24 protein-coding genes and 6 tRNA genes are annotated in these 26,376 nt (G+C 61.7%); 26 read left to right on the top strand and 4 right to left on the bottom strand.

Going from position 1 to position 26,376, the window contains the following annotated elements; translation table 11 throughout:
- Positions 1 to 114 precede the first annotated feature (114 nt).
- The 3 genes from DNK49_RS11040 to DNK49_RS11030 all read left to right on the top strand — a co-directional run bounded on the left by DNK49_RS11040 (position 115) and on the right by DNK49_RS11030 (position 3,703).
- Positions 115 to 1,038 carry a LysR family transcriptional regulator gene (locus DNK49_RS11040; RefSeq protein ID WP_110524467.1) on the top strand — a complete coding sequence of 308 codons (924 nt, stop codon included), beginning with the start codon at positions 115 to 117 and terminating at the stop codon, positions 1,036 to 1,038.
- Positions 1,039 to 1,137: 99 nt separating this feature from the next.
- A complete protein-coding gene (locus tag DNK49_RS11035; protein ID WP_110524465.1) occupies positions 1,138 to 2,298 on the top strand; it encodes an alpha-hydroxy acid oxidase in 1,161 nt (386 codons plus the stop codon).
- A gap of 220 nt (positions 2,299 to 2,518) precedes the next feature.
- Entirely contained in the window at positions 2,519 to 3,703 is a 1,185-nt protein-coding gene (locus DNK49_RS11030; RefSeq protein ID WP_207806951.1) for an HPP family protein, read from the top strand.
- Between the two features lie 84 nt (positions 3,704 to 3,787).
- Here the strand turns inward: DNK49_RS11030 and DNK49_RS11025 are convergent, their stop codons facing one another.
- Positions 3,788 to 4,597 (bottom strand): outer membrane protein assembly factor BamD, encoded by an 810-nt coding sequence (locus DNK49_RS11025; RefSeq protein WP_110524461.1) that lies wholly within the window; start codon positions 4,595 to 4,597, stop codon positions 3,788 to 3,790.
- Positions 4,598 to 4,667: 70 nt separating this feature from the next.
- Here DNK49_RS11025 and rluD point away from each other — a divergent pair, with 70 nt between their 5' ends.
- Both rluD and pgeF read left to right on the top strand, forming a co-directional pair.
- Positions 4,668 to 5,573, top strand: coding sequence for a 23S rRNA pseudouridine(1911/1915/1917) synthase RluD (gene rluD, locus DNK49_RS11020; protein ID WP_248279926.1), 906 nt, complete (start codon positions 4,668 to 4,670; stop codon positions 5,571 to 5,573).
- Positions 5,570 to 6,316: a peptidoglycan editing factor PgeF gene (gene pgeF, locus DNK49_RS11015; protein ID WP_110524457.1), complete on the top strand. Its 747-nt coding sequence runs from the start codon at positions 5,570 to 5,572 to the stop codon at positions 6,314 to 6,316. The genes rluD and pgeF overlap by 4 nt, the downstream gene beginning before the upstream one ends.
- Before the next feature lie 42 nt (positions 6,317 to 6,358).
- Here the strand turns inward: pgeF and DNK49_RS11010 are convergent, their stop codons facing one another.
- Positions 6,359 to 6,577, bottom strand: coding sequence for a hypothetical protein (locus DNK49_RS11010; RefSeq protein ID WP_110524455.1), 219 nt, complete (start codon positions 6,575 to 6,577; stop codon positions 6,359 to 6,361).
- Between the two features lie 93 nt (positions 6,578 to 6,670).
- On the opposite strand from DNK49_RS11010, the gene phaC reads away from it, so the two are divergent.
- The 14 genes from phaC (at position 6,671) to DNK49_RS10940 (ending at position 16,696) form a co-directional block, all read left to right on the top strand.
- A complete protein-coding gene (phaC, locus tag DNK49_RS11005; protein ID WP_110524453.1) occupies positions 6,671 to 8,413 on the top strand; it encodes a class I poly(R)-hydroxyalkanoic acid synthase in 1,743 nt (580 codons plus the stop codon).
- Positions 8,414 to 8,524: 111 nt separating this feature from the next.
- The gene (gene phbB / locus DNK49_RS11000; RefSeq protein ID WP_110524451.1) at positions 8,525 to 9,265 is read left to right on the top strand and encodes a beta-ketoacyl-ACP reductase; all 741 of its coding nucleotides are present in this window, start codon (positions 8,525 to 8,527) and stop codon (positions 9,263 to 9,265) included.
- 200 nt (positions 9,266 to 9,465) lie between these two features.
- The gene (phbB, locus tag DNK49_RS10995; protein WP_110524449.1) at positions 9,466 to 10,206 is read left to right on the top strand and encodes a beta-ketoacyl-ACP reductase; all 741 of its coding nucleotides are present in this window, start codon (positions 9,466 to 9,468) and stop codon (positions 10,204 to 10,206) included.
- A 126-nt stretch (positions 10,207 to 10,332) separates the two neighbouring features.
- Positions 10,333 to 10,935: a polyhydroxyalkanoate synthesis repressor PhaR gene (phaR, locus tag DNK49_RS10990; RefSeq protein WP_110524447.1), complete on the top strand. Its 603-nt coding sequence runs from the start codon at positions 10,333 to 10,335 to the stop codon at positions 10,933 to 10,935.
- Between the two features lie 56 nt (positions 10,936 to 10,991).
- A complete protein-coding gene (gene rimO / locus DNK49_RS10985) occupies positions 10,992 to 12,326 on the top strand; it encodes a 30S ribosomal protein S12 methylthiotransferase RimO (RefSeq protein ID WP_110524445.1) in 1,335 nt (444 codons plus the stop codon).
- Positions 12,327 to 12,352: 26 nt separating this feature from the next.
- On the top strand, positions 12,353 to 13,303 hold the full coding sequence (gene rssA / locus DNK49_RS10980; protein WP_243632314.1) for a patatin-like phospholipase RssA: 951 nt from the start codon (positions 12,353 to 12,355) through the stop codon (positions 13,301 to 13,303).
- 13 nt (positions 13,304 to 13,316) lie between these two features.
- On the top strand, positions 13,317 to 14,723 hold the full coding sequence (locus tag DNK49_RS10975; protein WP_110524441.1) for an FAD-binding oxidoreductase: 1,407 nt from the start codon (positions 13,317 to 13,319) through the stop codon (positions 14,721 to 14,723).
- A gap of 104 nt (positions 14,724 to 14,827) precedes the next feature.
- Positions 14,828 to 14,903: transfer RNA gene (locus DNK49_RS10970), tRNA-Ala, on the top strand.
- 26 nt (positions 14,904 to 14,929) lie between these two features.
- A tRNA-Glu gene (locus DNK49_RS10965) sits at positions 14,930 to 15,005 on the top strand.
- Between the two features lie 62 nt (positions 15,006 to 15,067).
- Positions 15,068 to 15,144: transfer RNA gene (locus DNK49_RS10960), tRNA-Asp, on the top strand.
- A gap of 97 nt (positions 15,145 to 15,241) precedes the next feature.
- Positions 15,242 to 15,317, top strand: a tRNA-Ala gene (locus tag DNK49_RS10955).
- 10 nt (positions 15,318 to 15,327) lie between these two features.
- Positions 15,328 to 15,403 (top strand) — tRNA-Glu (locus DNK49_RS10950).
- Positions 15,404 to 15,472: 69 nt separating this feature from the next.
- A tRNA-Asp gene (locus tag DNK49_RS10945) sits at positions 15,473 to 15,549 on the top strand.
- A gap of 292 nt (positions 15,550 to 15,841) precedes the next feature.
- On the top strand, positions 15,842 to 16,696 hold the full coding sequence (locus tag DNK49_RS10940; protein WP_110524439.1) for a 3-hydroxybutyryl-CoA dehydrogenase: 855 nt from the start codon (positions 15,842 to 15,844) through the stop codon (positions 16,694 to 16,696).
- Positions 16,697 to 16,760: 64 nt separating this feature from the next.
- Here DNK49_RS10940 and rho read toward each other — a convergent pair whose 3' ends face one another.
- Both rho and trxA read right to left on the bottom strand, forming a co-directional pair.
- On the bottom strand, positions 16,761 to 18,083 hold the full coding sequence (rho, locus tag DNK49_RS10935) for a transcription termination factor Rho (RefSeq protein WP_279386419.1): 1,323 nt from the start codon (positions 18,081 to 18,083) through the stop codon (positions 16,761 to 16,763).
- 106 nt (positions 18,084 to 18,189) lie between these two features.
- On the bottom strand, positions 18,190 to 18,516 hold the full coding sequence (gene trxA, locus DNK49_RS10930) for a thioredoxin TrxA (protein WP_110524435.1): 327 nt from the start codon (positions 18,514 to 18,516) through the stop codon (positions 18,190 to 18,192).
- Between the two features lie 276 nt (positions 18,517 to 18,792).
- Here trxA and fdxA point away from each other — a divergent pair, with 276 nt between their 5' ends.
- The 7 genes from fdxA to DNK49_RS10895 all read left to right on the top strand — a co-directional run bounded on the left by fdxA (position 18,793) and on the right by DNK49_RS10895 (position 26,347).
- Positions 18,793 to 19,116 (top strand): ferredoxin FdxA, encoded by a 324-nt coding sequence (gene fdxA / locus DNK49_RS10925; protein ID WP_110524433.1) that lies wholly within the window; start codon positions 18,793 to 18,795, stop codon positions 19,114 to 19,116.
- 106 nt (positions 19,117 to 19,222) lie between these two features.
- Positions 19,223 to 19,672 carry a CBS domain-containing protein gene (locus DNK49_RS10920; RefSeq protein WP_110524431.1) on the top strand — a complete coding sequence of 150 codons (450 nt, stop codon included), beginning with the start codon at positions 19,223 to 19,225 and terminating at the stop codon, positions 19,670 to 19,672.
- 198 nt (positions 19,673 to 19,870) lie between these two features.
- Positions 19,871 to 21,553: a long-chain-fatty-acid--CoA ligase gene (locus tag DNK49_RS10915; RefSeq protein WP_110524429.1), complete on the top strand. Its 1,683-nt coding sequence runs from the start codon at positions 19,871 to 19,873 to the stop codon at positions 21,551 to 21,553.
- A 270-nt stretch (positions 21,554 to 21,823) separates the two neighbouring features.
- A complete protein-coding gene (gene ilvB, locus DNK49_RS10910; RefSeq protein WP_110524427.1) occupies positions 21,824 to 23,491 on the top strand; it encodes an acetolactate synthase large subunit in 1,668 nt (555 codons plus the stop codon).
- Positions 23,491 to 23,808, top strand: coding sequence for an acetolactate synthase small subunit (gene ilvN, locus DNK49_RS10905; RefSeq protein WP_110524425.1), 318 nt, complete (start codon positions 23,491 to 23,493; stop codon positions 23,806 to 23,808). Before ilvB ends, ilvN begins: the two co-directional genes overlap by 1 nt.
- 119 nt (positions 23,809 to 23,927) lie before the next feature.
- Complete coding sequence (gene aroC / locus DNK49_RS10900) at positions 23,928 to 25,073, top strand: chorismate synthase (protein WP_110524423.1); 1,146 nt, start codon at positions 23,928 to 23,930, stop codon at positions 25,071 to 25,073.
- A gap of 116 nt (positions 25,074 to 25,189) precedes the next feature.
- Positions 25,190 to 26,347 (top strand): MFS transporter, encoded by a 1,158-nt coding sequence (locus tag DNK49_RS10895; protein WP_110524421.1) that lies wholly within the window; start codon positions 25,190 to 25,192, stop codon positions 26,345 to 26,347.
- Positions 26,348 to 26,376 lie beyond the last annotated feature (29 nt).

The raw sequence follows: 26,376 nt of genomic DNA, 5'->3' as shown, positions 1-26,376 counted from the left end.
GGGGTCTTGATCGACACGCCGGCTCCTTCGGGGGCCGGTTTTTTTTCGTCTGCTGGCGGCGTGCAGCTTTCGGGGTATCCTCTGGCCAGTCTGTCGTCCGACCTTTTCCTATCCGTGAGTCTGCCTGCCGATATCCGTTTTCCTTCGATCGATGGCTTGCGTGCATTCGAGGCAGCCGCGCGGTTGGGGTCCTTCGAGCGTGCGGCGCTCGAGCTGAGTGTGACGGCCAGTGCCGTCAGCAAGCGGCTGGCGACGGTCGAGGAATTGCTTGGCACCCAACTGCTGACGCGTAATGGGAAGACACTGGCGTTGACGCCGACCGGCAAGGAGTATCTCGAGCAGGTCCGTTCCGCACTCGGCCTGCTCGCGGCCATGCCGCTGCATCGTCGCGCGGCGCAGCGCATCGAGCGGCTGCGGGTGGTAGCGCCGCCGACTTTTGCCCGGCAGATCATCGTGCCGGCACTGGAGGGGTTCACCCGGGCGCATCCGCGCATCGAGCTTGAGCTGGTGCTCAGCGTTCCCTATGTCGACCAAGGCTCGGGAGGCGATGCCCAGCTGGAGGTGCGGCATGGTGATCGTGCTGCGCATGGTGGAGACTGTCTGATGCGGGATGTCCTGGTGCCATTGGCGTCGCCCGCACTGTTGGCGCGCGTCGGGCCGGTGGGCAAGGCTGCGGATCTCGCCCGCCTGCCCTTGTTGCGTACACCGCTGGAGCCCTGGGCGCCATTGTTCGAGGCGGCGGGGCTTGCTGCACTGGAGGAGCCGGCCCAGGGGCCCCGGCTGGTTGATCTGGGGCTGGTGCTCGAGGCAGCTGCCTGTGCTCAGGGGGTGGCGCCCGGGCGGCCGACGCTGGCACGTGCCTGGTTGAGGTCGGAAGGTCTGGTGCCGTTGTTCGGGCTGAGGGTCGTTGCCCGCACTCAGTACTACATTGCCACCGCGTCGCCGCAGGGGGCCGCGGCAGCGTTCGCCGCATGGTTGCGCCAGGTTTGTCGTGAAGCGGAGTATGAGGCCGCGGAACTAATTTCGCGCACCGGCTGAAAAATCTTCCGGCTGCCGGGCGGCCGATTGTCCGATGATGTCTTCCATGCGGGGAAATCGTCCCGGCATCGTATTCATGATTCGACACGGAGACATCAGATGAGCAGCCCCATCACCTGCATCGAGGATTTGCGCCGGCTGGCCCAGAAGCGGGTACCCCGCATGTTCTACGATTACGCCGACTCCGGCTCGTGGACCGAGACGACCTATCGTGCCAACGAATCCGACTTTCAGCCGATCAAGTTGCGTCAGCGGGTGGCGGTGAATATGGAAGGACGCAGCCTGCGTACGACGATGGTGGGGCAGGATGTGGCGATGCCGGTCGCGATTGCGCCGACCGGGCTGACCGGGATGCAGCATGCCGATGGCGAGATCCTTGCCGCGCGTGCGGCGCACCGCTTTGGCGTCCCCTTTACGCTGTCGACGATGAGCATCTGCTCGATCGAGGATATCGCTGCACATACCCAGGCGCCGTTCTGGTTTCAGGTGTACATGATGCGCGACCGCGATTTTGTCGAGCGGCTGATCGACCGGGCCAAGGCGGTCAATTGTTCGGCGTTGATGCTGACGCTGGATCTGCAGATTCTCGGGCAACGCCACAAGGACATCAAGAACGGGCTTTCCGCACCCCCGAAGCCCACGCTGGCCAATCTCGTCAATCTGGCGACCAAGCCGCGCTGGTGTCTGGGCATGCTGGGCACGCCACGGCGGACGTTCGGCAATATCGTCGGCCATGCGAAGGGGGTGGGCGACATGTCCTCGCTGGCGAGCTGGACGGCAGAGCAGTTTGATCCGGCACTGAGCTGGGCGGATGTGGAGTGGGTCAAGAAGCGCTGGGGTGGCAAGTTGATCCTGAAAGGCATCATGGACGCCGAAGATGCGCGGTTGGCCGTGGATAGTGGCGCGGATGCGCTGGTGGTGTCCAACCACGGCGGTCGTCAGCTCGACGGCGCGCCGTCGTCGATCCATGCCTTGCCCGCCATCGTCGAGGCGGTGGGCGGTGCCATGGAGGTGTGGATGGATGGTGGCATCCGCAGCGGACAGGATGTGATCAAGGCGCTTGCGCTGGGGGCCCGCGGTACGCTGATCGGACGCCCCTTCCTCTACGGGCTCGGGGCGATGGGCGAAGCCGGGGTCACCAAGTGCCTGGAGCTTATTGCGCGGGAGCTGGACATCACGATGGCGTTCTGCGGACGCACGGACATCAACACCGTCGGACGGGATATCCTCGTGCCGGGCAGCTTTCCACTGGCGAGCTGACGCGGATGGGCGCTTGGCGCAAGGCCGGGTGTGCACTTCGGGATCGAAACAGTGCAGAATTCTGACTCCCCGCCTGCAAGGATGCAGTTAGCCGGGTGAGTGGCTGGCCCGCCGGGTCGGGGAGACCGGACGTATCCCTCCTTCCTGATCCGGTGTGGTGATGCCCTGGCTGCAACGGCGCGGCCTTCCGCCCCGTTTCCTTGTCAGCCAGGTTCCTTGCGTGAAGCTTTCTGCTGTTCTGTCCGCTTTAATGGGCGCGTTGGCGCCAAATCAACAACGAGTCAATGGTGCAGAGCGTCTGCGGGGTGCGTTTGGCGCCTTGATCGGCATCCTGGCGACTGCGCTGCTCGGGCGATGGCTGGTCGGATCAGAGGCCTTGCTGCCCTGGGTCATCGCGCCGATGGGGGCTTCTGCCGTACTTCTGTTTGCCGTACCTTCCAGCCCGCTTGCCCAGCCGTGGGCCATGCTGGGCGGAAACATGGTTGCGGGACTGGTCGGTGTCAGTTGCGCCCAGGGCCTGCTGCGGGATCCCGCCCTGGCTGCTGCGCTGGCCGTGTCGCTTTCCATCGGTTTGATGTTTGCCCTGCGTTGCATTCATCCACCGGCTGGCGCGGTTGCCCTGACTGCGGTAGTCGGCGGGCCGGTCATCCATGACCTGGGATATGGGTTCGTCTTGTATCCGGTGTTGTTCAACTCGATGTGCCTGTTGCTGCTGGCCGTGACATACAACCGGGCGACCGGGCGTACCTATCCGCAGGCCGGTACGAGTGCGGCAGCGGTGCCTGCTGCGCACCAGGTGGCATCGCGCGTGAGGGTGTCGGACGCTGACATCGATACGGTGCTTGACGAATACAATCAGGTCCTGGATGTGAGTCGCGATGACTTGCTTGGCTTGTTCGCCCGTTTGGAGGAGCAGGCTTATCGACGCCGTCTCGCCTCGGTAAGGTGCGAGGACATCATGACCCGTGAGGTTGTCACCGTTGAGTACGGCACCTTGCTTGAAGATGCCTGGGCGTTGATGCAGGCACAGGGAGTGAAGGCCTTGCCAGTGGTGGACCGGGCCAGGAGGGTGCAGGGCATCCTGACTCTGGCAGACTTCCTTCGTCTTGCCGGCCTCGGTCCCCATCGTGGCATGCACGAGCGCTTGCGAAGGGTGGTCAGGCGCAGCGGCCGGACGCATTCGGATAGGGTGGAGTTTGTCGGCCAGGTGATGACGGCTGCGGTTCAAACTGCGGGTGAGCGAACGTCCGTGGCCGAGATCGTCGGGCTGCTTGGCCGCGAAGGCCATAGCCATGTACCGATTGTGGATCCCGAGGGGCGACTGGCCGGTATCGTTGCCCCCCGCGACCTGATTGGCGCCTTGTATCAGGGGCCGTTGGCGGGGCTGGAGGCTGGAGGCGTGTGACGGTCATCAAGCTTCGACAGGCATGAGGCCCACGCCTGTCACCGACCCCGGGCCGTCAGGCCCCGGGGTGGCGTGGAGGGCAGATTACCAGAGCTGCCACCAGGGGCGATTGTCCTGCGGTCCGCCGGCAAAGTAGACGCTGTCGGGGAAGTTCTTGCGCATGATCCGGTCGGTGTCGTCACGCAGGTCGTTCATGCCCAATGCGTCGTAACTCTTGAGCAGCAGGAACAGGGCTTCTTCGATCGCCGGCGCCTGGGGGTAGTTGGTGATGGCCGCCTTGGCGCGGTTGACTGCGGCAATGTAGGCGCCGCGGCGGTAGTAGTAACGCGCGACATGCACCTCGTGCTGGGCCAGCGAGTTGACCAGATACTGCATGCGTTGGCGGGAGTCTTCGGCGTAGCGGCTTTCCGGGAAGCGGGTGGTGAGCTCGCGGAAGGTGTCGAAGGCTTCACGTGCGCCGCGCGGGTCGCGCTCGGACAGGTCCTGGTTGGACAGGCCGGCGAGCAGGCCAAGGTCCTCGTTGAAGTTCACCAGGCCCTTCAGGTAGTAGGCGTAGTCGACGTGAGGATGATTGGGGTGCAGCTTGATGAAACGGTCTGCTGCAGCGAGCGCGAGCGCGGGCTCCGACGACTTGTAGTAGGCGTAGGCAACCTCGATCTGCGCCTGCTGGGCAAAGCGACCATAGGGGTAGCGTGCCTCCAGCTTTTCGAACAGCTTGATTGCCTGGTCGTAGCCGCCTTCGGACATCGAGGCCTTGGCTTCCGAATAGAGCTTTTGCGCGTTCCAGCCGGCGGTTTCGTCGATCTGGTCGGGCAAGCCGCTGCAGCCTGCAAGGGCCAGGGCGCCGATGAGCGTGAGTTTTGCCGCTAAACTTCCGAAGGTGAACCTGACCATCGATAACACTCGCGTGAATGAACTAGAAGATTATAGCCCAGCGGATGCCGAGGACTCGTGCGACACGTTGATGATTCCGCACGATATGGCCGGATTGCGTCTTGATCAAGCGCTGGCGCGCCTGTTTCCCGAACATTCCCGTAGCCGGCTGCAGGCCTGGCTGAAGGATGGCCGGATCCTGCTCGAGGGTGGGGGCGCCGACGCCAAGCAGAAAGTGTGGGGCGGGGAGCGGCTGCAGGTCGAGACCTTGTCGACGCCCGACGCGGTTGCAGGGCAGGCGGAGGATATTCCGCTGAATATCGTGTACGAGGATGAGCATCTGCTTGTGATCGACAAACCGGTCGGCCTGGTGGTGCATCCCGGTAGCGGAAACTGGAGCGGAACCTTGCTCAATGCCTTGCTGCACCATGCGCCGGCCCTGTCCGGTGTGCCGCGCGCGGGCATTGTTCACCGTCTGGACAAGGACACCAGTGGTTTGCTGGTTGTGGCCAAGACGCTGGAGGCCCAGACCGACCTGATCCGGCAACTGCAGGCGCGATCGGTCAAACGGCAGTATCTGGCCTTGGTCCAGGGCTGTGTTGATCGAGGGGGCAAGGTCGATGCACCGATCGGGCGCCATCCGGTGCAGCGGATCAAGATGGCGGTGGTCGGCAATGGTCGTCCGGCGCTGACGCATTACCGGGTGTGTGAGCACCTGGGGCGGTCGACCCTGATCGAGTGCCAGTTGGAGACGGGACGGACACATCAGATCCGCGTTCATATGGCGCATATCGGTCACCCACTGGTCGGTGATCCGGTCTATGGCGCGCGGCGGACGGGAGACCCCGTACTCGACGCGTTTCCCCGGCAGGCGCTGCACGCCTTTCGTCTGGGGCTGGTGCATCCCGCGAAGGGACAGCTCATGGAGTGGTCGGCGCCGCTGCCGGATGATTTCTCGATATTGCTGGATTCCCTGGGAGGGCGCTACCGTCCATGAGTATCGATCAACCGCTTTTGCCCGTCATCGTGCCGGATTGGCCGGCACCACGACAGGTGCGTGCGCTTGTGACCACCCGTCGGGGTGGCGTGAGTGTGGCGCCCTATGACAGTCTGAATCTTGGTCTGCACGTGGGGGATTGTGCGCAGTCCGTCGCCGAGAACCGTCGGCGCCTCAGAGGGCTGCTGCCTGCCGAGCCGGTGTGGCTGGATCAGGTGCACGGTCGAACGGTCGTGGATGCCGATCATGCACTTGGCGTCCATCAGGCAGATGCCGCGGTGGCACGCCGCAGCGGCGTAGTCTGCGCGGTGATGACGGCCGACTGCCTGCCGGTGTTGTTCTGTGACGATGCCGGCTCTGTGGTGGGGGCGGCTCATGCCGGCTGGCGTGGTCTGGCGGCGGGCGTACTGGAGGCGACGGTTGCGGGCATGGCGGTCCCCTCCTCCTGCGTGCTGGCCTGGCTGGGTCCGGCGATTGGTCCGGCCGCTTTCGAGGTGGGAGACGATGTGCGCGATACCTTCATCGCGGACGATCCGGGGGCAGCCGAGGCCTTCGTCGGGCTGGCGCAGCCGGGAAAATGGCTGGCGGACATCTACGCGCTTGCGCGTAGACGCCTGTTGCGGGCGGGTGTAGTCAGGGTGTACGGGGGTGGAGCCTGCACCGTGGGCGAGCCCGACCGGTACTATTCCTTTCGCCGTGATCAGAGAACAGGACGTTTCGCGTCAATGGTTTGGCTGGACTGAGGTGGCCGCTGCGGACGATGATGTCGAAGTACGGTGTTCTGGCTATTGATTGCCACTGGAATCGGCACTATCGTTGAGGCCTTCGCTTGCTTCCCGCGCCTTCTGGCGCCGGCGCCGGGCGGAGGTGCCGAAGAGCCAGATGAATAACGCCATGGGTGCGATTCCGTAAAATATGAACGTCAGCACGCCGCCCACTACGGTGTCGTCGGACACTGCAGCGAGCGCTGCGACATAAAGCCAGGCGATTGCAATCAGGTACATGGCTCGATTCTAACCGCAGCCATCCTGAACTCGCGCCAGATACGGATTTTTGGGTGTGGCACGTTCGTGCCGCGCCGGCCTTAGGAGGGGCTGATGTCCGATTCGAAAGACCCATTGCCGCCGGCTGCGTTGCAAGCGATGTTGCTTGCCGGGCAGACGATGGCGCAGAACTTCTTCGACGCCGTGGCCAAACAGCATGCGGCCATGCAGGACTCCTCCGGGATTGCCGCGGCCCGTTTGCCGCTGCCCGAGACTGAGGCGTTCTCGCGCATGCAGCAGGATTTCGCTGCGCGACACGTGACCTTGTGGTCTTCGTTGCTGGGCCGGCCGTCGGGAGCGCCTGCGGAGCCGGTGGTGCAGCCCGAGGCGGGTGATCGTCGCTTCAATGCGCCGGAGTGGTCGGAAAGTCCGGTATTCGATTACCTGCGTCAGGCTTACCTGATCAATGCCGGCTTCCTCAAGCAGGTGGCCGATGAGATGCCGATTGCCGACGGCCGGGCCAAGAGCCGGATCCAGTTCCTGACCCGGCAGTACATCGATGCGCTGGCGCCGACCAATTTTGCCGCAACCAATCCCGAATTCATCAAGAAGGCGATTGATACCCAGGGTGAGAGCATCACTCAGGGCATCAAGAACCTGATGGCTGATCTGGAGAAGGGACGCATCTCGATGACCGATGATGCGGCCTTCGAGGTCGGGCGCAATCTGGGCGTGTCGCCCGGTGCGGTCATCTATGAAAACGAGTTGATGCAGCTGATCCAGTACGCGCCACTGACCGACAAGGTCGCGCAGGTGCCGTTGCTGATCGTGCCGCCGTGCATCAACAAGTTCTACATCATGGACTTGCAGCCGGAAAATTCGTTGGTCCGCTTCGTCGTCGAGCAGGGTTTCACCGTGTTCCTGGTGTCCTGGAAGAACGCGGGGCCGGCCGAGTCGCAGATGACCTGGGACGACTATCTCGAAAAAGGGCCGCTCGCCGCGCTGGATGTGGTGCGTTCGGTGACCCGGGTGAAGAAGCCCAATGTGCTGGGCTTCTGCGTTGGCGGCACCATCCTGACCTCTGCGCTGGCCGTCGCCAAGGCACGAGGAGAGGACCCCGTCGCAAGCCTGACCCTGATGACCACGCTGCTCGACTTTGCCGATGCAGGAGAGTTGGGTTGCCTGGTGGACGAAGCCGGCGTGACGGCACGCGAGGCGGCCATCGGCAAGGGGGGGCTGCTGAAGGGGCAGGAACTGGCCAATGTATTCTCCTTCCTGCGCGCCAACGATCTGGTATGGCAGTACGTCGTGGGCAACTACCTCAAGGGGCAGAAGCCGCAGGCGTTCGACCTGCTTTACTGGAATTCGGATTCGACCAACCTGCCTGGCCCATTCCTGACCTGGTATCTGCGCAACATGTACCTGGAGAACAATCTGCGAGTGCCGGGCAAGCTGCGGATGTTGGGGCAGAAGGTCGATCTCGGCAAGGTGGACATGCCGGCCTATCTGCTGGCTGCGCGCGAGGATCACATCGTGCCGTGGGCCAGTGCCTATCTGGCGCGCAATCTGCTGGGCGGCGAAACCACCTTCGTGCTGGGCGCCAGCGGCCATATCGCCGGGGCGATCAATCCGGCTTCGAAGAACCGTCGCAGCTACTGGACCAATGCGGCGAAGGTGGCCGACCCCGAGGAGTGGCTGGGGCAGGCGGTCGAACAGAAGGGCAGCTGGTGGTTGCACTGGGCCGAGTGGCTGAAGGCCTTCGGCGGCAAGCAGGTGGCTGCTCGAGGTCGGCTTGGCAGCACGAAGTACGAGCCGATCGAACCGGCTCCGGGGCGTTACGTAAAAGAAAAAGCATGACCGCGGCGCGCTTCGGCGCGCCTTGAAGTCGAATCTGGCGACGGGTCGGGTGGGGCCGGCGTCAGAGCACGCGAAGCCCCCCCGAACATCCGATTGGGAGGAGGAAATACTATGTCGAGAGTTGCACTGGTGACCGGTGGTATGGGTGGGCTGGGCGAGGCGATCTGCATCAAGCTGGCCGCGCTGGGCTACAAGGTGGTGACGACGCATTCGCCGGGCAATGCCAAGGCGGCCGAGTGGCTGCAGGCGATGAACAACATGGGCTACGGCTTCAAGGGCTATCCGTGCGATGTGTCGGATTTCGACTCGTGCAAGGCGTGCGTGGAGCAGGTGACCAAGGATGTCGGTCCGGTGGATGTGCTCGTGAACAACGCGGGCATCACCCGTGACATGACCTTCAAGAAGATGACCAAGGCCGACTGGGATGCGGTGATCAGCACCAACCTGGATTCGGTGTTCAACATGACCAAGCAGGTCATGGATGGCATGGTCGAACGCAAGTGGGGCCGGGTGATCAACGTGTCCTCGGTCAATGGTCAGAAGGGGGCTTTCGGGCAGACCAACTATTCGGCGGCCAAGGCCGGCATGCATGGCTTTACCAAGGCGCTGGCGCTTGAGGTGGCGCGCAGTGGAGTGACCGTGAATACGATCTCGCCGGGGTATATCGGTACCAAGATGGTGATGGCGATCCCGCAGGAAATCCTCGACTCCAAGATCCTGCCGCAGATTCCGGTATCGCGTCTCGGCAAGCCGGAAGAGATCGCCGGTCTGGTGGCTTATCTGTCGTCGGAGGAGGCCGCGTTTGTGACCGGCGCCAATATTTCGATCAACGGCGGGCAGCACATGTTCTGATCGTCCCGTGCTTCGCAAGCGAGCCTGTCCCGGTGGGGCAGGCTTTTTTTTTGCTCATTTTGCGACGCAGCACTCGTAAGAAACTGTGACTATAATGCGGCTGTTGCGTGGCTGATGCGCTGCCGCAAGACAGGTGCGGACAAGGGTGGCTTACGGGCTGCAATGTCCGAAAACGATAAACGCTGCAGAAGGATTCGATGATGTCTCAGAAAGTCGCACTCGTTACCGGCGCCATGGGCGGCCTCGGCACTGCAATCTGCCAATCCCTCGCCAAGGAAGGCATGAAGGTCGTCGCCAACTGTCTGCCCGCGTTCCCGCAAAAGGACGAGTGGCTGGCACAGCAGAAGGCCCTCGGCTTTGACTTCGTTGCTGCCGAAGGTGACGTGTCGGACTACGAATCGTGCAAGGCCATGGTCGAGAAGATCGAAGCCGAAGTCGGTCCGATCGATGTGCTGATCAACAATGCCGGTATCACCCGCGACAAGTTCTTCCCCAAGATGGAGAAGGGCCAGTGGGATGCGGTGATCAACACCAACCTGAACAGCCTGTTCAACGTGACTCACCATATCTCGCCGAAGATGGCTGAGCGCGGCTGGGGTCGCATCGTCAATATCTCGTCAGTCAATGGCGTCAAGGGTCAGGCTGGCCAGACCAACTATTCCACCGCCAAGGCTGGCGTGCTGGGCTTCACCAAGGCACTGGCAGCCGAGCTGGCCACCAAGGGTGTAACCGTCAACGCGATCGCGCCAGGCTACATCGGCACCGACATGGTGATGGCGATCCGCGACGACATCCGTCAGGGCATCATCGACACCGTGCCAATGAAGCGTCTGGGCAAGCCGGAGGAGATCGGCGGTCTGTGCGCCTACCTGTCGTCCGAGCTGGCTGGTTACATTACCGGTGCCACGATCAACATCAATGGTGGCCTGCATATGTGCTGATGCGGCATCCGCAAGGACCGCGTCTCAGCGCAACCCCGTCGCAAGGCGGGGTTTTTCTTTTCGCAGCGCGGTATAATTTTTATACAAGCGAGAGCGGAATCCACCGCCGCCGAGGAGGAAGTCACCATGGCCGATCAATCGCGCCTGATCAAGAAATACCCGAACCGCCGTCTTTACGACACCCGTACCAGTTCTTACATCACCTTGTCTGACGTGAAGGAGCTCGTGTTGGGCAATGAAGACTTCCAGGTGGTGGATGCCAAGACCGGCGAAGACCTGACCCGCAGCATCCTGCTGCAGATCATTCTCGAAGAGGAGGCCGGTGGTGCACCCATGTTCACCAGCGACCTGCTGTCGCACATGATCCGTTTCTACGGCAATGCGATGCAGGGCATGATGGGCAAGTACCTTGAGAACAATATCAAGGCCTTTACCGACATGCAGGGCAAGCTGCAGGAGCAGGCACGCAGCATCTACGGTGAAAACAGCCCGGTCAGCCAGGACTTGTGGGCCCAGTTCCTGAATTTCCAGGGTCCGGCGCTGCAAAGCATGATGGGCACCTACGTCGAGCAATCGAAGAAAATGTTCCAGCAGATGCAGGAGCAGGTCGAGAGCCAGACCCGTAACATGTTCACCGGCTTCCAGTTTCCGGCCTATGGTCAGCCGACCGGCGCCGAAGACAAGGCGGATGCCACCGCCTCGGCCGCCAAGAGCCGTACCGACAAGTAAATCCCTTGCGCACCTTCCGATCCGGAAGGTGCGCCGACCCGACAGGCAGCACGCCCATGACTTCTCCCAAACTCCCGGACGTGCCGCGTGTCGGTTTCGTCAGCCTTGGCTGCCCCAAGGCAACCGTTGACTCCGAGCACATCCTGACCCGCCTGCGGGCCGAGGGCTACCAGATCTCTGGCAGCTATGATGAGGCTGACATTGTCGTCGTCAATACCTGTGGTTTCATCGACGCAGCAGTGGAGGAATCGCTCGACGCCATTGGCGAGGCCCTGGCCGAGAATGGCAAGGTGATCGTGACCGGCTGTCTGGGTGCCAAGGACGATGTGGTGCTGGCGGCGCATCCGCAGGTGCTGGCCGTAACGGGCCCGCATGCCACCGAAGAGGTGATGCATGCCGTTCACAAGCATCTACCCAAGCCGCACGACCCCTTTGTTGATCTGGTGCCGCCGCAGGGTATCCGGCTGACACCGCAGCACTATGCCTACCTGAAGATCTCCGAGGGCTGCAATCACCGCTGCACCTTCTGCATCATTCCGTCGATGCGTGGCGATCTGGTGAGCCGGCCGATCCATGAAGTGATGCGTGAAGCCGAGGCGCTGGCCGAATCCGGCGTCAAGGAGATTCTGGTGATCTCGCAGGACACGTCGGCTTATGGGGTGGATGTGAAATACCGTACGGGCTTCTGGAACGGCAAACCGCTGAAGACCCGCTTGGTGGATCTGGCCAACGCCTTGGGTGAGCTCGGCATCTGGATCCGGATGCACTACGTCTATCCTTACCCCAGTGTCGACGACCTCATTCCGCTGATGGCGGAGGGCAAGATCCTGCCCTATCTGGATGTGCCCTTCCAGCACGCCAGTCCGCGCATCCTGAAGGCGATGAAACGGCCCGCCAATGCCGAGAATGTGCTCGAGCGGGTACGCAAGTGGCGCAGCATCTGTCCGGAGCTGACCATCCGTTCGACCTTCATTACCGGCTTCCCCGGTGAGACCGAGGAGGATTTCGAGCAGTTGCTCAACTTCCTGGAGGAGGCGCAACTGGATCGCGTCGGTGCGTTCGCATACTCACCGGTAGAGGGTGCCACCGCCAATGAGTTGGCCGATCCCGTGCCGGACGAGGTGCGCGAGGAGCGGCGTGCGCGCTTGATGGATTTCCAGGAGGATATCTCCACGCAGCGTCTCGAGGCCAAGATTGGCCGTGAGATGACCGTGCTGGTTGATGACGTGGATGAGGATGGTGCCCTGGCGCGCTCGCCGGGCGACGCGCCGGAGATCGATGGCCTGGTGATCATTCCGGATGGTGATGACCTCGCGCCGGGGGATTTCGTGCGGGTCCGGATCACCGACTGCGATATTCACGACCTCTACGCCGAGCGTATCGGCGACTGACCCAGGGTCGGGTAATGGGGCCGCCGATGGATCTTGCAGTCGCTCCGCCCCAGGTGTCCGGCAGTCCGGTCATCGGGCTGGCGCTGGGTAGCGGTGCCGCACGCGGTTGGGCGCATCTTGGCGTATTGCGGGCGCTGGCCGCCGAGGGGGTTGAGCCGCAGATCATTTGCGGTTGCTCGATTGGTGCCTTCGTTGGCGCCGCGGCTGCGACCGGTGACCTGGCCAAGCTGGTGGATTGGGCAGAGTCGCTGAAATGGCCCGATGTGGTCGCTTTGCTCGATGTCAGTCTGCGCAGTGGCTTGATCAAGGGTGAGCGGCTGATCCAGTTTTTCGAACGTAAGTTCACTGACCGCGATTTCGCCAGTTTGCCCATTCGTTTTGCCTGCGTCGCTACCGAGTTGCAGTCGGGTCGTGAGATCTGGCTCCACCAGGGTAGCGTCGCAGAGGCGGTGCGGGCGTCGATTGCGCTGCCAGGGCTGATGACGCCAGTCATGCGCGAAGGTCGTTTGCTTGTCGATGGCGGGCTGGTGAATCCAGTGCCTGTGTCCTTGTGTCGGGCGATGGGGGCAGACATCGTGATCGCGGTGGACCTTGGCTCAGACATGGTTGGCAAGGCCTGGAGACGTCGTGGTTCGGAGCCGCCCTTGCCTCCAGAGGAAACCGAGGCGGGGTGGGGCGATCGATTGCTTGCCCGCTTCGGCTTGGGCGGGAGTGCAGAGCCGGCAGCGCCTGCTGATGCCTTGCCTTCACTGGTCAGCGTGCTCAGTTCGAGCATCAACATCATGCAGGTGCGCATTGCACGGAGCCGGCTCGCGGGTGAGCCAGCCGATGTGCTGATTTCCCCAAGGGTCGGGCAGTTGGGGCTGATGGACTACCATCGTGCTGCCGAGGCGATCGCCGAGGGTGAGGCGGCAGTCGGGCGCATACGCCCACTGCTCAGATATGTACTGGGGCGGGCCGATGAGACGGACGCCTGATCGGGAGGCGTCGATGGAGGCTCTGCAAGCGGCCTTGGTGGAGATCGTTGGCTCGGATCACGTACTGTGTGGCGAGCAGGAAATGGCGCCGTACCTGACTGACTGGCGTGGGCGCTACCATGGGCATGCATTGGCAGTGGTGCGCCCGGCTACCGTAGAGGCCGTTGCTGCGGTGGTGCGGATCTGCGTTCAGGCAGGGGTGGCCGTGGTGCCCCAGGGTGGGAACACCGGCTTGTGCGGGGGGGCGACGCCCTTGGAAACGGGGCGCTCTGTCGTGCTCTGTCTGGGGCGGATGCGGCAGGTTCGTGCGCTGGATGCTGACAACAACACACTGTGCGTCGAGGCGGGCGTCACGCTGGCCGAGGTGCAGATGATGGCGCAGGCCGCGGACAGGTTCTTTCCGCTGGCGCTGGCCTCCGAGGGCAGCTGTCAGATCGGTGGCAACCTGTCGACCAATGCGGGTGGGGTGCAGGTGCTACGTTACGGCAATATGCGTGACCTGGTGCTGGGGCTTGAGGTTGTACTGCCCGATGGACGTATCTGGGACGGGCTGCGTGGTCTGCGCAAGGACAACACCGGTTATGACCTCAAGCACCTGTTCGTCGGTGCCGAGGGTACGCTGGGTATCATTACTGCAGCGGTGCTCAAGCTCTTTCCGCCCTTGCGTCGTCGTGCGACGGCGTGGCTGGCGGTACCCGACCCCGCAGCGGCCGTCGCCGTGCTGTCCCGGCTGAGGGGGGGCTGTGGCGACCGGGTCAGTGCTTTCGAACTGGTTGGTCGGCCGGCGCTCGAGTTGGTGCTGGAGCACATCGAGGGGGCGCGCGATCCGATGTCTGGTCCGCAGCCTTGGTATGTGCTGGTCGAGCTCTCGGATACGCACGAGCAGGCCCCGCTGGAGGCCTTGCTGGAGCAGACGCTGGAAGTTGCGATGGAGCAGGGAGAGGTCCTTGATGCAGCGATCGCCACAAGTCTGGCGCAGGCTGAGGCGCTTTGGGCGTTGAGGGAGAATATCTCCGAGGCGCAGCGCCTGGAGGGGATCAGCATCAAGCACGATGTTGCTGTGCCGGTCAGTCGGATCGCCGAGTTCCTGGCGTGCGCTGGAGAGCGTTTGCGCCGGGCGTGGCCGGAGGTCCGTATTGTTGCGTTCGGGCATATCGGCGACGGTAATCTGCATTACAACCTCTCCAAACCAGAGTCGTCGGCAAATGAGGCCTTCATTGCGCGAACCGCAGAGGTCAATGCCGTCGTGCATGATCTGGTGCATGCCCTGGGAGGTTCGATCTCCGCGGAGCACGGTCTCGGGCAGCTCAAGCGTGAGGAGATACGCCGCTACAAGAGTGAGGTGGAACTGGACTTGATGCGGTCAATAAAGCAAGCGCTCGATCCGGCAGGCTTGATGAATCCGGGCAAGGTTCTGTAAGTCAGTGGTATGCGATCAGGATGTGTGGTTGGGGAAAGTTCAAATTTTGATTGCAGAGGCTTTACAAGCGATAAACCGCCCCCTATAATGCGCGCTCTTTCGACGGGGGTATAGCTCAGCTGGGAGAGCGCTTGCATGGCATGCAAGAGGTCAGCGGTTCGATCCCGCTTACCTCCACCACCGAAAGTTGCTGTTTGTAGTACCAGGTCCCCATCGTCTAGAGGCCTAGGACACCGCCCTTTCACGGCGATAACCGGGGTTCGAATCCCCGTGGGGACGCCAGATTTCAGCGTGGCTGCGGATGCAGGCATGCAAACCGGCAGAGATGTCGGGCAGGTTTGCGCGGAGTGGTAGTTCAGTTGGTTAGAATACCGGCCTGTCACGCCGGGGGTCGCGGGTTCGAGCCCCGTCCACTCCGCCAATTACACCGTAGGGCTTCGGCTCTGCAGGTTTCGAAAAAAATGTTCGAAACCATTGCGGTGAGCTTGAAACAGAGGCTATAATCGCCGGCTTGTTGTGGGGGTATAGCTCAGCTGGGAGAGCGCTTGCATGGCATGCAAGAGGTCAGCGGTTCGATCCCGCTTACCTCCACCAAAAGGTTCAGGTCCCCATCGTCTAGAGGCCTAGGACACCGCCCTTTCACGGCGATAACCGGGGTTCGAATCCCCGTGGGGACGCCAACAAGGCGAGATCGGCGCAGCGCAAGCCGGTCTGCCGCGACAAGCGAAAATGTCGCAACCGTTCAGCGCGGAGTGGTAGTTCAGTTGGTTAGAATACCGGCCTGTCACGCCGGGGGTCGCGGGTTCGAGCCCCGTCCACTCCGCCACCTATCAAGCACAAAGGGAATCTCCGGATTCCCTTTGTGCTTTTTGTCGTTCTGGTTTTTATCATCGTTGGCGGTGCTCGGGGTTGGGGTTTCGGGTGCCGTGCGGGGTGCGGGGGTTGCCTATGTCGCGTGAGCTTGTGACGCGCAACTAAGGGTGGTCTGTCTTGTTTGGGCGTCGTGTCTCTGATCCTGTCCTGGGCTGGAAAAGATCTCCGGAATCGTTTACATTTCTTCCATACGCTACAGTATGGATCCAGATGGATCGCGTTCGTTAACAAGGAGACATGCAGGCATGACTATCAGCAAGATTGGCGTCGTTGGCGCAGGGACCATGGGCAACGGCATCGTGCAGGCCTTTGCGGTAGCAGGCTATCCGGTAGTGATGACCGATATCGCCGATGCTGCCTTGCAGCGTGGTGTGGCGACGATCGGCGCGAGTCTGGACCGTCTGATCAAGAAGGAAAAGATGACGGCTGCGCAAAAGGATGAGGCCATGCAGCGGATCTCGGTATCGACCGAGATGGTGGCCTTGGCGGATTGCGATCTGATCATTGAGGCGGCAACCGAGAATCTCGAGCTCAAGCTCAAGATCTTTGCTCAGCTTGATGCTGCGGCCAAGGCAGATGCCATCATCGCCAGCAACACTTCGTCGATCTCGATCACCAAGCTTGCGGCGTCGACCCGGCGTGCTGATCGGGTCATCGGCATGCACTTCTTCAACCCGGTACCGATGATGGCGCTGGTCGAGTTGATTCGAGGCCTGCAAACCACCGATGAGACCTATGCAAGGGTCGAAGCCGTTGCCAAGGCCGTTGGCAAGACGCCGGTTCAGGTGCGCAACAGTCCGGGTTTTGTCGTCAATCGCATGCTGTGTCCGATGATCAACGAAGCTATCTTCGCGCTGGGCGAAGGGCTGGCAACGGCGGCCGAAATCGATGAGGCGATGAAGCTGGGCTGCAATCACCCGATCGGCCCGCTGGCGCTGTGTGACCTGATCGGGCTAGATGTTGAGCTGGCGGTCATGCAGGTGCTGTTCGAGGGCTTCAAGGACCCCAAATACCGTCCTGCGCCCTTGTTGGTGGAGATGGTCGAGGCGGGCTATCTGGGGCGCAAGACTGGCAAGGGCTTCTTTGACTACAGCAAGTAAGTCTTACGGTAGCAAACAAAACGGCCACCCGAGGGTGGCCGTTTGACTGTGCGTCGGAGGCTGTTCAGCGACCGGAGCGCATGGCGTCGAAGAACTCTGCATTGCCTTTGGTCGCCTTGACCTTGTCCAGCAGGAATTCCATCGCATCAATGTCATCCATGCCGTAGAGCAGTTTGCGCAGGATCCATACTTTTTGCAGGATGTCCGGCTTCATCAGCAACTCTTCGCGTCGAGTGCCCGAGCGATTGACATTGATTGCTGGATAGACACGTTTCTCTGCCATGCGGCGATCGAGGTGGAGCTCCATGTTGCCGGTGCCCTTGAACTCCTCGTAGATCACGTCGTCCATGCGGCTGCCGGTGTCGATCAGCGTCGTGGCCAGGATGGTCAGCGAGCCACCTTCCTCGATGTTGCGCGCAGCGCCAAAGAAGCGCTTGGGCTTTTGCAGGGCATTGGCGTCGACACCGCCGGTCAGTACCTTGCCGGAGGCGGGTACCACCGTGTTGTAGGCACGTGCCAGGCGGGTCAGGGAATCGAGCAGGATGACGACATCCTTCTTGTGCTCGGTCAGGCGCTTGGCCTTCTCGATCACCATCTCGGCAACCTGCACATGACGCGATGCGGGCTCGTCGAAGGTCGAGGCGACAACCTCTCCCTTGACCGAGCGCTGCATCTCGGTGACTTCTTCCGGGCGCTCGTCGATCAGCAGCACGATGAGGTCGACATCAGGATGATTGGCGGTGATCGCATGGGCGATATGCTGCAGCATCACCGTTTTGCCGCTCTTGGGCGGGGCAACGATGAGGCCGCGTTGCCCCTTGCCGATCGGCGCAATCATGTCGATGATGCGGCTGGTGGTGTTCTCTTCGCCGCGCATGTCGCGCTCGAGCTTCAGGCACTCGTTGGGGTGCAGCGGCGTGAGGTTCTCGAACAGGATCTTGTGCTTGCACTCCTCGGGAGGGCGGCCGTTGATCTTGTCGAGCTTGGTCAGTGCAAAATAGCGCTCGCCGTCCTTCGGGGTGCGGATCTCGCCCTCGATGGTGTCGCCTGTGTGCAGGTTGAAGCGACGGATCTGCGACGGCGACACGTAGATGTCGTCGGTGCCAGCCAGATACGAGGTATCGGGCGAGCGCAGAAAGCCGAAGCCGTCGGGCAGCACTTCAAGCGCGCCGTCACCGCAGATCGGTTCGCCCTTGCGGGCCCGGTTCTTCAATAGCGCGAAGACGAGTTCCTGCTTGCGAAGCCGGTTTGCACCTTCGATTTCATTTGCGACCGCCATCTCGAGCAGTTCACTGACATGCAGTGCCTTGAGCTCGGAGAGATGAAGCGCCGGAACGGTCGATTCGGTGGACGAACCCGTCTCGCCGGACGATTCTGCATCAAACAGATCGTCGTCGGACGGAGTGGCAGTGGGGGGATTACCGTCGCGGTGCCGGGGACCCCGGCGGCGGGCGCGTGAGGCACCGCGAGAACGGGCCGGAGCGGATTCCGGCTTAGATGTTGCTGTCAATGAAGGCGGTCAGTTGAGATTTGGACAGGGCGCCAACTTTGGTCGCCTCGATGTTGCCGCCTTTGAACAGCATCAGCGTGGGGATGCCACGGATGCCGTACTTGGCGGGGGTTTCCTGGTTTTCGTCGATGTTCAGCTTGGCGACCTTGAGTTTCCCGGCGTAGTCCTTGGCGACTTCGTCCAGGATGGGGGCGATCATCTTGCAGGGACCGCACCACTCGGCCCAATAGTCGACGAGTACCGGCGTCTGGGACTGCAGCACCTCGGATTCGAAGTTGCCATCAGTCACGTAATGGATATGCTCGCTCATGATTCCTCGCATCAGGGGGAGAGGTTTTGCGTATTGCTTGGGGAGATGAAGGGTTGCTGGGAACCCGTTCGGCCGGGTGCTGGAGTCGCGCCCGGAAGAAAGTTTTCAGAAAGTTATGCGATGACGCGGGTCACGTCAAGCAATTCAGCAAGTCCGCCCGGCAGAATGTGGCGCAGGCGTGGCGAAAATGTGAATCCCTGGACTATATTGTCGGCTGTGTGGATCTTCCGGCCTTTTGCCGGGAGATCTGGCCGACCCGTCGAGAGTGATCTAGCAATGACCTATGTTGTAACCGAAGCGTGCGTGCGCTGCAAATACACGGATTGTGTCGATGTATGCCCGGTGGACTGTTTTCGCGAAGGGCCGAACTTTCTCGTCATCGATCCAGATGAGTGCATTGACTGTACTTTGTGCGTTGCCGAGTGTCCGGTCGAGGCAATCTATGCCGAGGATGATGTGCCGGCGGGGCAGGAGGCATACATCGCCCTGAACGCAGAGCTTGCGCGGCAGTGGAAGCCCATTGTCGAGCGCAAGGCCCCCCTGCCCGATGCCGACGAGTGGGCCAAGGTCAAGGGCAAGCTTGATCAGTTGCAACGTTGAGTTTCCATTGCCGTCGAGTACGGGGCTTCCCGGGTTCCGGTGGCGCATAACTTGCACTAAGATGCTGGCAGCACATACACCAAGATAATCTTCACCGGGAGCAGACATGCTGGTAAGCGAGATTCTGGCCATCAAGGGCAAGGTGCTTTATACCATTGCGCCCAATCGCAGCCTGTCCGAAGCGGTCACGATCATGACTGAACAGGACGTCGGGTCGCTGGTCGTATTTGACAAGGGGCAGATGGCCGGCATGCTGACCTTCCGCGAAGTGCTGCAGGCCGTACACCGCGGCGGCGCTGACTGGGCGGCCTTGACCGTCGAGCAGGCGATGCTGGCGGGGCCGATGGTGGCCGCGCCCAATATGGAAATGGACGAGTTGCGCCGGCTCATGGTTGATCATCACCAGCGCTACCTTCCGGTCATGGACGGTACGACCCTGCTGGGGGTGGTCAGCTTCCACGACGTTGCCAAGGCAGTGCTCGAAGAGCAGAGCTTCGAAAACCGGATGCTGAAGAACTACATCCGCAACTGGCCCGCCGAGGAGGCGGGGCGCTGACACCGGTTACTGAAGCCCGGTAGCGGGCTTCGCTGAGGACTGCCGGGGGTGATGTTGCCCCCGGGGCGACATTCGCCACAGACGAATGCGCCAAGGGTTGGAAACAGGATGGCCTGTGGCCATGCCTGCGCCTGGGGAGGGCGGGTCGATGCAGACGTTTCTGTGTCGATCTTTTTTCCAACAGCAGGAGGAGGCAAAATGGATAAGATCTGGCTCAAGCAGTACCCCGAGGGGGTGCCGGCAGAGGTCGACCTGAATCAGTTCGGTTCGCTTGGCGACCTTTTCGAGCAGAGTGTCTCGAAATTCGCGGCACGTACGGCCTTTGTCTGTATGGGCAAAGGCATCAGTTACGCCGAGCTTGATCGTCTGTCGGCGCAGTTTGCGGGCTTCCTGCAAGGCGAGCTGGGCCTTGAGCCGGGTGCACGGGTGGCGCTGATGATGCCCAATCTGTTGCAGTACCCGGTTGCAATGTTCGGGGCCTTGCGGGCCGGATACACCGTCGTCAACGTCAATCCGCTCTACACTGCGCGCGAACTGGAGCATCAGTTGCGCGACGCCGGCGCTGACGTCATCGTCATCCTGGAAAACTTTGCGAACACGCTGCAGCAGGTGCGCGAGCGTCTGCCCTTGCGACACGTCGTCGTCACCAGTGTGGGCGAGATGCTGGGCTTCCCGAAATCGCTGATCGTGGATTTTGTTGTCCGCAGGGTCAAGAAAGGGGTGCCGCCATGGTCCTTGCCCGGCTGCATCCGCTTTTCCGGGGCGCTGTCGAGTGGTGGGCGGCATGCGCTCAGGCGCGTGGCTGTGGGGCATGATGACATTGCCTTCCTGCAGTACACCGGAGGGACTACCGGGGTTGCCAAGGGCGCCATTCTGAGCCACGGCAACATCGTTGCCAACCTGCAGCAGGCGCATGCCTGGATCAAGCCTTTCCTGCATGAAGGGGAAGAGGTGATCATCACGGCCTTGCCGCTGTATCACATCTTCTCGCTGACCGCGAACTGTCTGACTTTCCTGAAGATCGGTGCGACCAATGTGCTGATCACCAATCCGCGCGATATTCCCGGCTTCGTCAAGGAGTTGGCCAAGTATCGATTCACCGCCATCACCGGGGTCAATACGCTGTTCAATGCCTTGCTGAACAATCCGGATTTTGCGCGGCTGGATTTCTCTGCCTTGCGGATCTCGCTGGGTGGCGGGATGTCGGTGCAGCAGGCAGTGGCCGAGAAATGGAAGCAGGTGACCGGCTTGCCCTTGATCGAGGCGTACGGGCTGACCGAGACCTCTCCAGCAGTCACCATCAACCCGCTCAACCTGCCTGCCTTCAATCACTCGATCGGCTTGCCGATTTCGTCGACCGAGGTCAGCCTGCGTGATGACGATGACGTCGAACAGCCCATCGGTCAGCGTGGGGAACTCTGCGTGCGTGGGCCACAGGTGACGCGGGGTTACTGGAATCGGCCGGAGGATACCGCACGTGCGTTCACGCCGGACGGATTCTTCCGTACCGGGGACATTGCAGTCATGGATCAGGACGGTTTCGTGACCATCGTCGATCGCAAGAAGGACATGATCCTGGTGTCCGGATTCAATGTCTATCCCAACGAGGTGGAGGATGTTGTTGCCAGTCACCCGGGTGTGATGGAGGTGGCGGCCATTGGTGTGCCCAGTGAACACTCGGGTGAGGCGGTCAAGGTGTTTGTGGTGCGCAAGGATCCGGCGCTGACGGAGGCGGATCTGATCGCGCACTGCCGGAAGAACCTGACCGGATACAAGGTGCCGCACCTGATCGAGTTCAGGGACGAGCTGCCCAAGACCAATGTTGGCAAGATTCTGCGACGCATGCTGAGGGACGAGCATCAGCAGAACGGCGGCGCATGAGGGGCAGCATGCGAGAAAATGCTTGTGTTGTTCTCTGTTTCGTGATTTTATGTCGCCTGTAAACTTTATGGCCCGACCATGACTCGTCGTTTCCTGTCCCTCGATGTAATCGTCGTACGCGTAGTAGTAGGCGTAGGCGTGCGCGCGTCGTAGCGGGTCAGGACAGAACGAACCAAATCCAGAACCCCCGCCGGCGCGCAAGGCCGGCGGGGGTTTGTTTTTTGTGCCGCCGGTCGATACGCCGCAAAACGTCCTTGAAAGGAGAAGCAGATGAATCAGATGACCGGCGCCCAGTTGATTGTGCGCCTGCTCGAGCGCCAGGGTGTGCGTACCATTGCCGGGATTCCCGGTGGTGCCATCCTGCCCTTGTATGACGCGCTTTCGGGCAGTGACATCATCCATCACGTACTGGCACGCCACGAGCAGGGGGCGGGCTTCATGGCGCAGGGCATGGCGCGTGTGTCCGGCAAGCCCGAGGTGTGTTTTGCCTCCAGCGGTCCGGGGGCAACCAATCTGGTGACGGCGATTGCCGACGCCATGCTCGATTCCATCCCGTTGGTGGCGATCACCGGGCAGGTGCCGCTGCCGATGATCGGTACCGATGCTTTTCAGGAAGTCGACATCTACGGCATGACGGTGCCGATCACCAAACACAACTTTTTGGTCCGTTCCGCGCGGGAGTTGCTCGAGGTGATTCCAGAAGCCTTCCGGATCGCGATGTCGGGCCGGCCTGGCCCGGTGCTGGTTGATGTGCCCAAGGATGTGCAGAACCAGATCATCGAGTTCGCGCAGTTTCCGCCAGTGGCAGTGCGAAGCCCTTCGCCGGTGGTGCAGGTTGAGCAGATCGAAGCCGCGGCCAGGATGATCAACGAGGCTGAGCGTCCGGTGTTGTATCTCGGTGGTGGCGTGATCCACTCCGGTGCAGCACAGCAGGCGGTGAATCTGGCCGAGCAGGCGGGCTTGCCGACCACGATGACGCTGATGGCGCTGGGTTCGATGCCGGTTGATCACCCCTTGTCGATCGGCATGCTGGGCATGCACGGCGCGCGCTATACCAATTTCGTGCTGGAAGAGTCCGATCTGCTGATCTGCGTTGGTGCGCGCTTCGATGATCGCGCCATTGGCAAAGCGGCACAGTTCTGTCCGAACGCGAAGATCGTGCACGTCGACGTTGATCCGTCAGAACTGCACAAGATCAAGAATGCTCATGTGGCGATCAATGGCGATGTGGCGGAAGTGCTTGATGCCTTGTTGCCGCGGGTCAAGGTGCAGCTGCGCGAAGGCTGGCTGGCTCGCGTGGCAGCGCTGCGCACCGCTTTTCCAATGCAGTTCCCCGAGCAGGACAATCCGCGCAGTCACTATGGTCTGATCCATGCAGTGGCGGAAGCGCTGGACGACGAGGCGGTCATCACTACCGATGTCGGTCAGCATCAGATGTGGGTGGCGCAGGCCTACCCCTTCCGTCGTCCGCGGCAGTGGCTGACTTCGGGTGGCCTGGGGACCATGGGCTTTGGTATGCCGGCAGCGTTGGGCGCGGCGATGGCAGCGCCGGAGCGTACCGTGGTGTGCTTCTCCGGTGACGGCAGCTTCATGATGAATATCCAGGAGTTGGCGACGCTCGCCGAGCAGCAGCTTAACGTCAAGATCGTGCTGATGAACAACAATGCGCTGGGTCTGGTGTACCAGCAGCAGAATCTGTTCTATGGCAAGCGCGTGTTCGCTTCACGCTACAAGGGAGAGCCTGACTTCCTGCGTATTGCAGAAGGGTTCGGCATTCCCGCGATCGACCTCGATGCTGCGGCCAATCCGCAAGCGACCCTGGCGCAGGCCTTGCAGACGCCTGGGCCGTGTCTGATCCACGCGTCGATCGACCGTGAACAGTTTGTCTACCCCATGGTGCCGCCGGGTGCGGCCAACACCGAGATGATCGGAGGCTGATGATGATCGAACAGGTTGCCGAACCCCTGCAGCAGGCCAGCTTTGCCAAGGTGGTGCTGGAGCTCGATGTGAATAACCATCCCGGTGTGATGAGTCACATCTGCAATCTCTTTGCCCGCCGTGCGTTCAATATGGAAGGGATCCTGTGCATGCCGCTGAGCAGCGGCGACAGAAGCCGGATCTGGTTGCTGGTGTTCGAAGATCAGCGGCTGGAGCAGATGATTCGTCAGCTCGAGAAGCTGGAGGATGTCCTCCATGTCCGTCGTCATGGCGCAGAGCACGAGGTCTTCGAGCGTCTGGAGGACTTCTTCCACTGATCTCCTCGCCGGATGCACCTACTGAGAATCCGGTTGCGCCCCTTCGGCCATCGTCGAAGGGGCGTTTTTCGCTGTGTTAAACTCGCCAGCCTTTCACGCCTGATCGCAAAGAGTGCCTCATGTCCGGCAATACCTTCGGTAAGTTGTTCTGCGTCACGTCCTTTGGTGAATCCCACGGCCCCGCCATCGGCTGCGTGGTTGACGGCTGCCCGCCGGGACTGCCGATCACTGCGGAGGAGATCCAGCTGGAGCTGGATCGCCGAAAGCCAGGGACGTCGAGGCACGTCACCCAGCGCCGTGAGCCTGACGAGGTGGAGATCCTCTCAGGTGTGTTCGAGGGTGTCACCACGGGCACGCCGATCGCCTTGTTGATCCGCAACCAGGATCAGCGCAGCAAGGACTACGGCAACATCGCCGAGACCTTCCGCCCTGGCCACGCCGATTATCCCTACTGGCAAAAATACGGTGTCCGCGATTTTCGTGGGGGCGGGCGCTCGTCGGCGCGTGAGACAGCCGTGCGCGTGGCGGCCGGCGCGATTGCCAAGAAGTGGCTGGCCGAGCGTTTTGGTGTGGTGGTGCGTGGCTACATGGCGCAGCTCGGTCCGATCGAGATTCCGTTCGAGTCGTGGGACGAGGTCGGGTGCAATCCGTTCTTTGCGCCGGGGGCGAGCAAGATCGAGGCGCTCGAGCAGTACATGGATGATCTGCGCAAATCGGGCGATTCGGTTGGTGCGCGCATCAACGTCGTTGCCAGCGGTGTGCCGGTGGGCTGGGGCGAACCGGTGTTCGACCGTCTCGACGCCGACATCGCCTATGCGATGATGAGCATCAATGCGGTCAAGGGGGTCGAGATCGGCGCGGGTTTCGAGTCCGTTTCCCAGCTTGGGACGCAGCATGGTGATGAGATCACCCCCGAAGGCTTTCTGTCGAACAATGCCGGTGGTGTGCTGGGTGGTTTGTCCACCGGGCAGGATATTCTTGTCAGCATGGCAATCAAGCCGACTTCGAGCATTCGTCTTGACCGCCGTTCGATCGACCGTCAGGGTGGGCCGGTGATCGTCAATACCCATGGCCGTCACGACCCGTGTGTGGGTATCCGGGCCACGCCGATCGCCGAGGCGATGCTCGCACTGGTTCTGATCGACCATGCCTTGCGTCACCGGGCCCAATGTGGCGATGTGCTGACCGCAACTCCCCGTGTGGCGGGGCTGGCACCCAATGGCGTTCAGCCGGTGCCATCTCCCGGGCAGCCTGCGCGCGGCTGATGCGCGCAGGCGGTCGGTGTGCCGGTTTGCATTCGGCGGGTCACGTCTGCCCGGCACCGAGTGTGGACAGCATGCCGTGGCCGCAGGATGACGTGCGTCGGGTGGGGTGAGCCTTCATGCTGCCTTACCGACGCCTGTCCGCTTACTACTTTTTCTACTTCGCCTTTGTCGGCGCGTTCTCTCCCTACTTCACGTTGTACCTGCAGGATCTGAGCTTCTCTGCGACCGACATCGCCATCCTGATGTCGCTGATGCAGGTCATGCGGGTGCTGGCGCCCAATCTATGGAGCTGGCTGGCAGAACATACCGGGCTGCGGCTGCCCATTGTCCGGCTGTCCGCACTGATGAGTGTGGCGGGTTTCGCGATCTTCTTCTTTACTGAAAGCTTCACCGGCATTTTTGTCGGCATGGCCCTGATGGCATTCTTCTGGAGTGCATCCTTGCCGCTGGTGGAGACCTTGACCTTTGCCCATCTGGGGCGGGAAGGTCATCGCTATGGCAGCATCCGTGTCTGGGGGTCCGTGGGCTTCATCGTGGCGGTGCTGGCACTTGGGTATGTGCTGGATCATGTGCCGATTCGCGGGGTCCTGTGGGCGATCGTGATGATACTGGTGGGGATTCTGGTGTGTGCGGTGCTCATGCCGGACGCCCGGGTGGCGGCACCGGGCAGGGCGGTGATCAGCCTGGGCGCCACGCTGCGCAATCCTGCCGTGCAGGCCTTGCTGTGGGCGTGCTTCCTGATGTCTGCAGCGCATGGCGTGCTCTATGTGTTCTATTCCATCCTGCTGGCTGACGAGGGTTACGGCAAGGCGGTGATCGGTTGGTTGTGGTCTCTGGGGGTGATTGCCGAGATCGTCGTGTTCATGTTCATGCCGCGCCTGATGCAGCACTTCAGTCTGCGTCAGTTGCTGCTGTTTGCTTTTGCATGTGCCGTCCTGAGATTTGCCGCGATTGGCTGGGGGGCGGGAAACCTTGTTGTGTTGCTGCTTGCCCAAGTGCTGCATGGTGCGACCTTTGGCATGTACCACGCGGCAGCCATCGCAGCGATCAACCACTGGTTTCCCGGCAAGCTCCAGTCGCGTGGGCAGGCGCTGTACGGGTCGATCTCGTTTGGTGCCGGGGGCATGCTGGGCGGCTTGATCAGTGGCTACTGCTGGGACTGGGTTGGTGCGGCGTGGTCATTTACCCTTGGTTCGGTATTTGCACTGATCGGTTTGCTGTGCTTGCTTTTCGGTTGGCGGGTCGAGGCTGACTTGCGCCCCGATCGGCATTGAGCATTCCAGGATCGAATCGAAAGGAGTCC

It is taken from the genome of Parazoarcus communis SWub3 = DSM 12120, from assembly GCF_003226565.1.
In the GTDB taxonomy this organism is placed as follows: Bacteria; Pseudomonadota; Gammaproteobacteria; order Burkholderiales; family Rhodocyclaceae; genus Parazoarcus; species Parazoarcus communis.
This window is presented reverse-complemented; position numbering and strand designations above follow the sequence as displayed.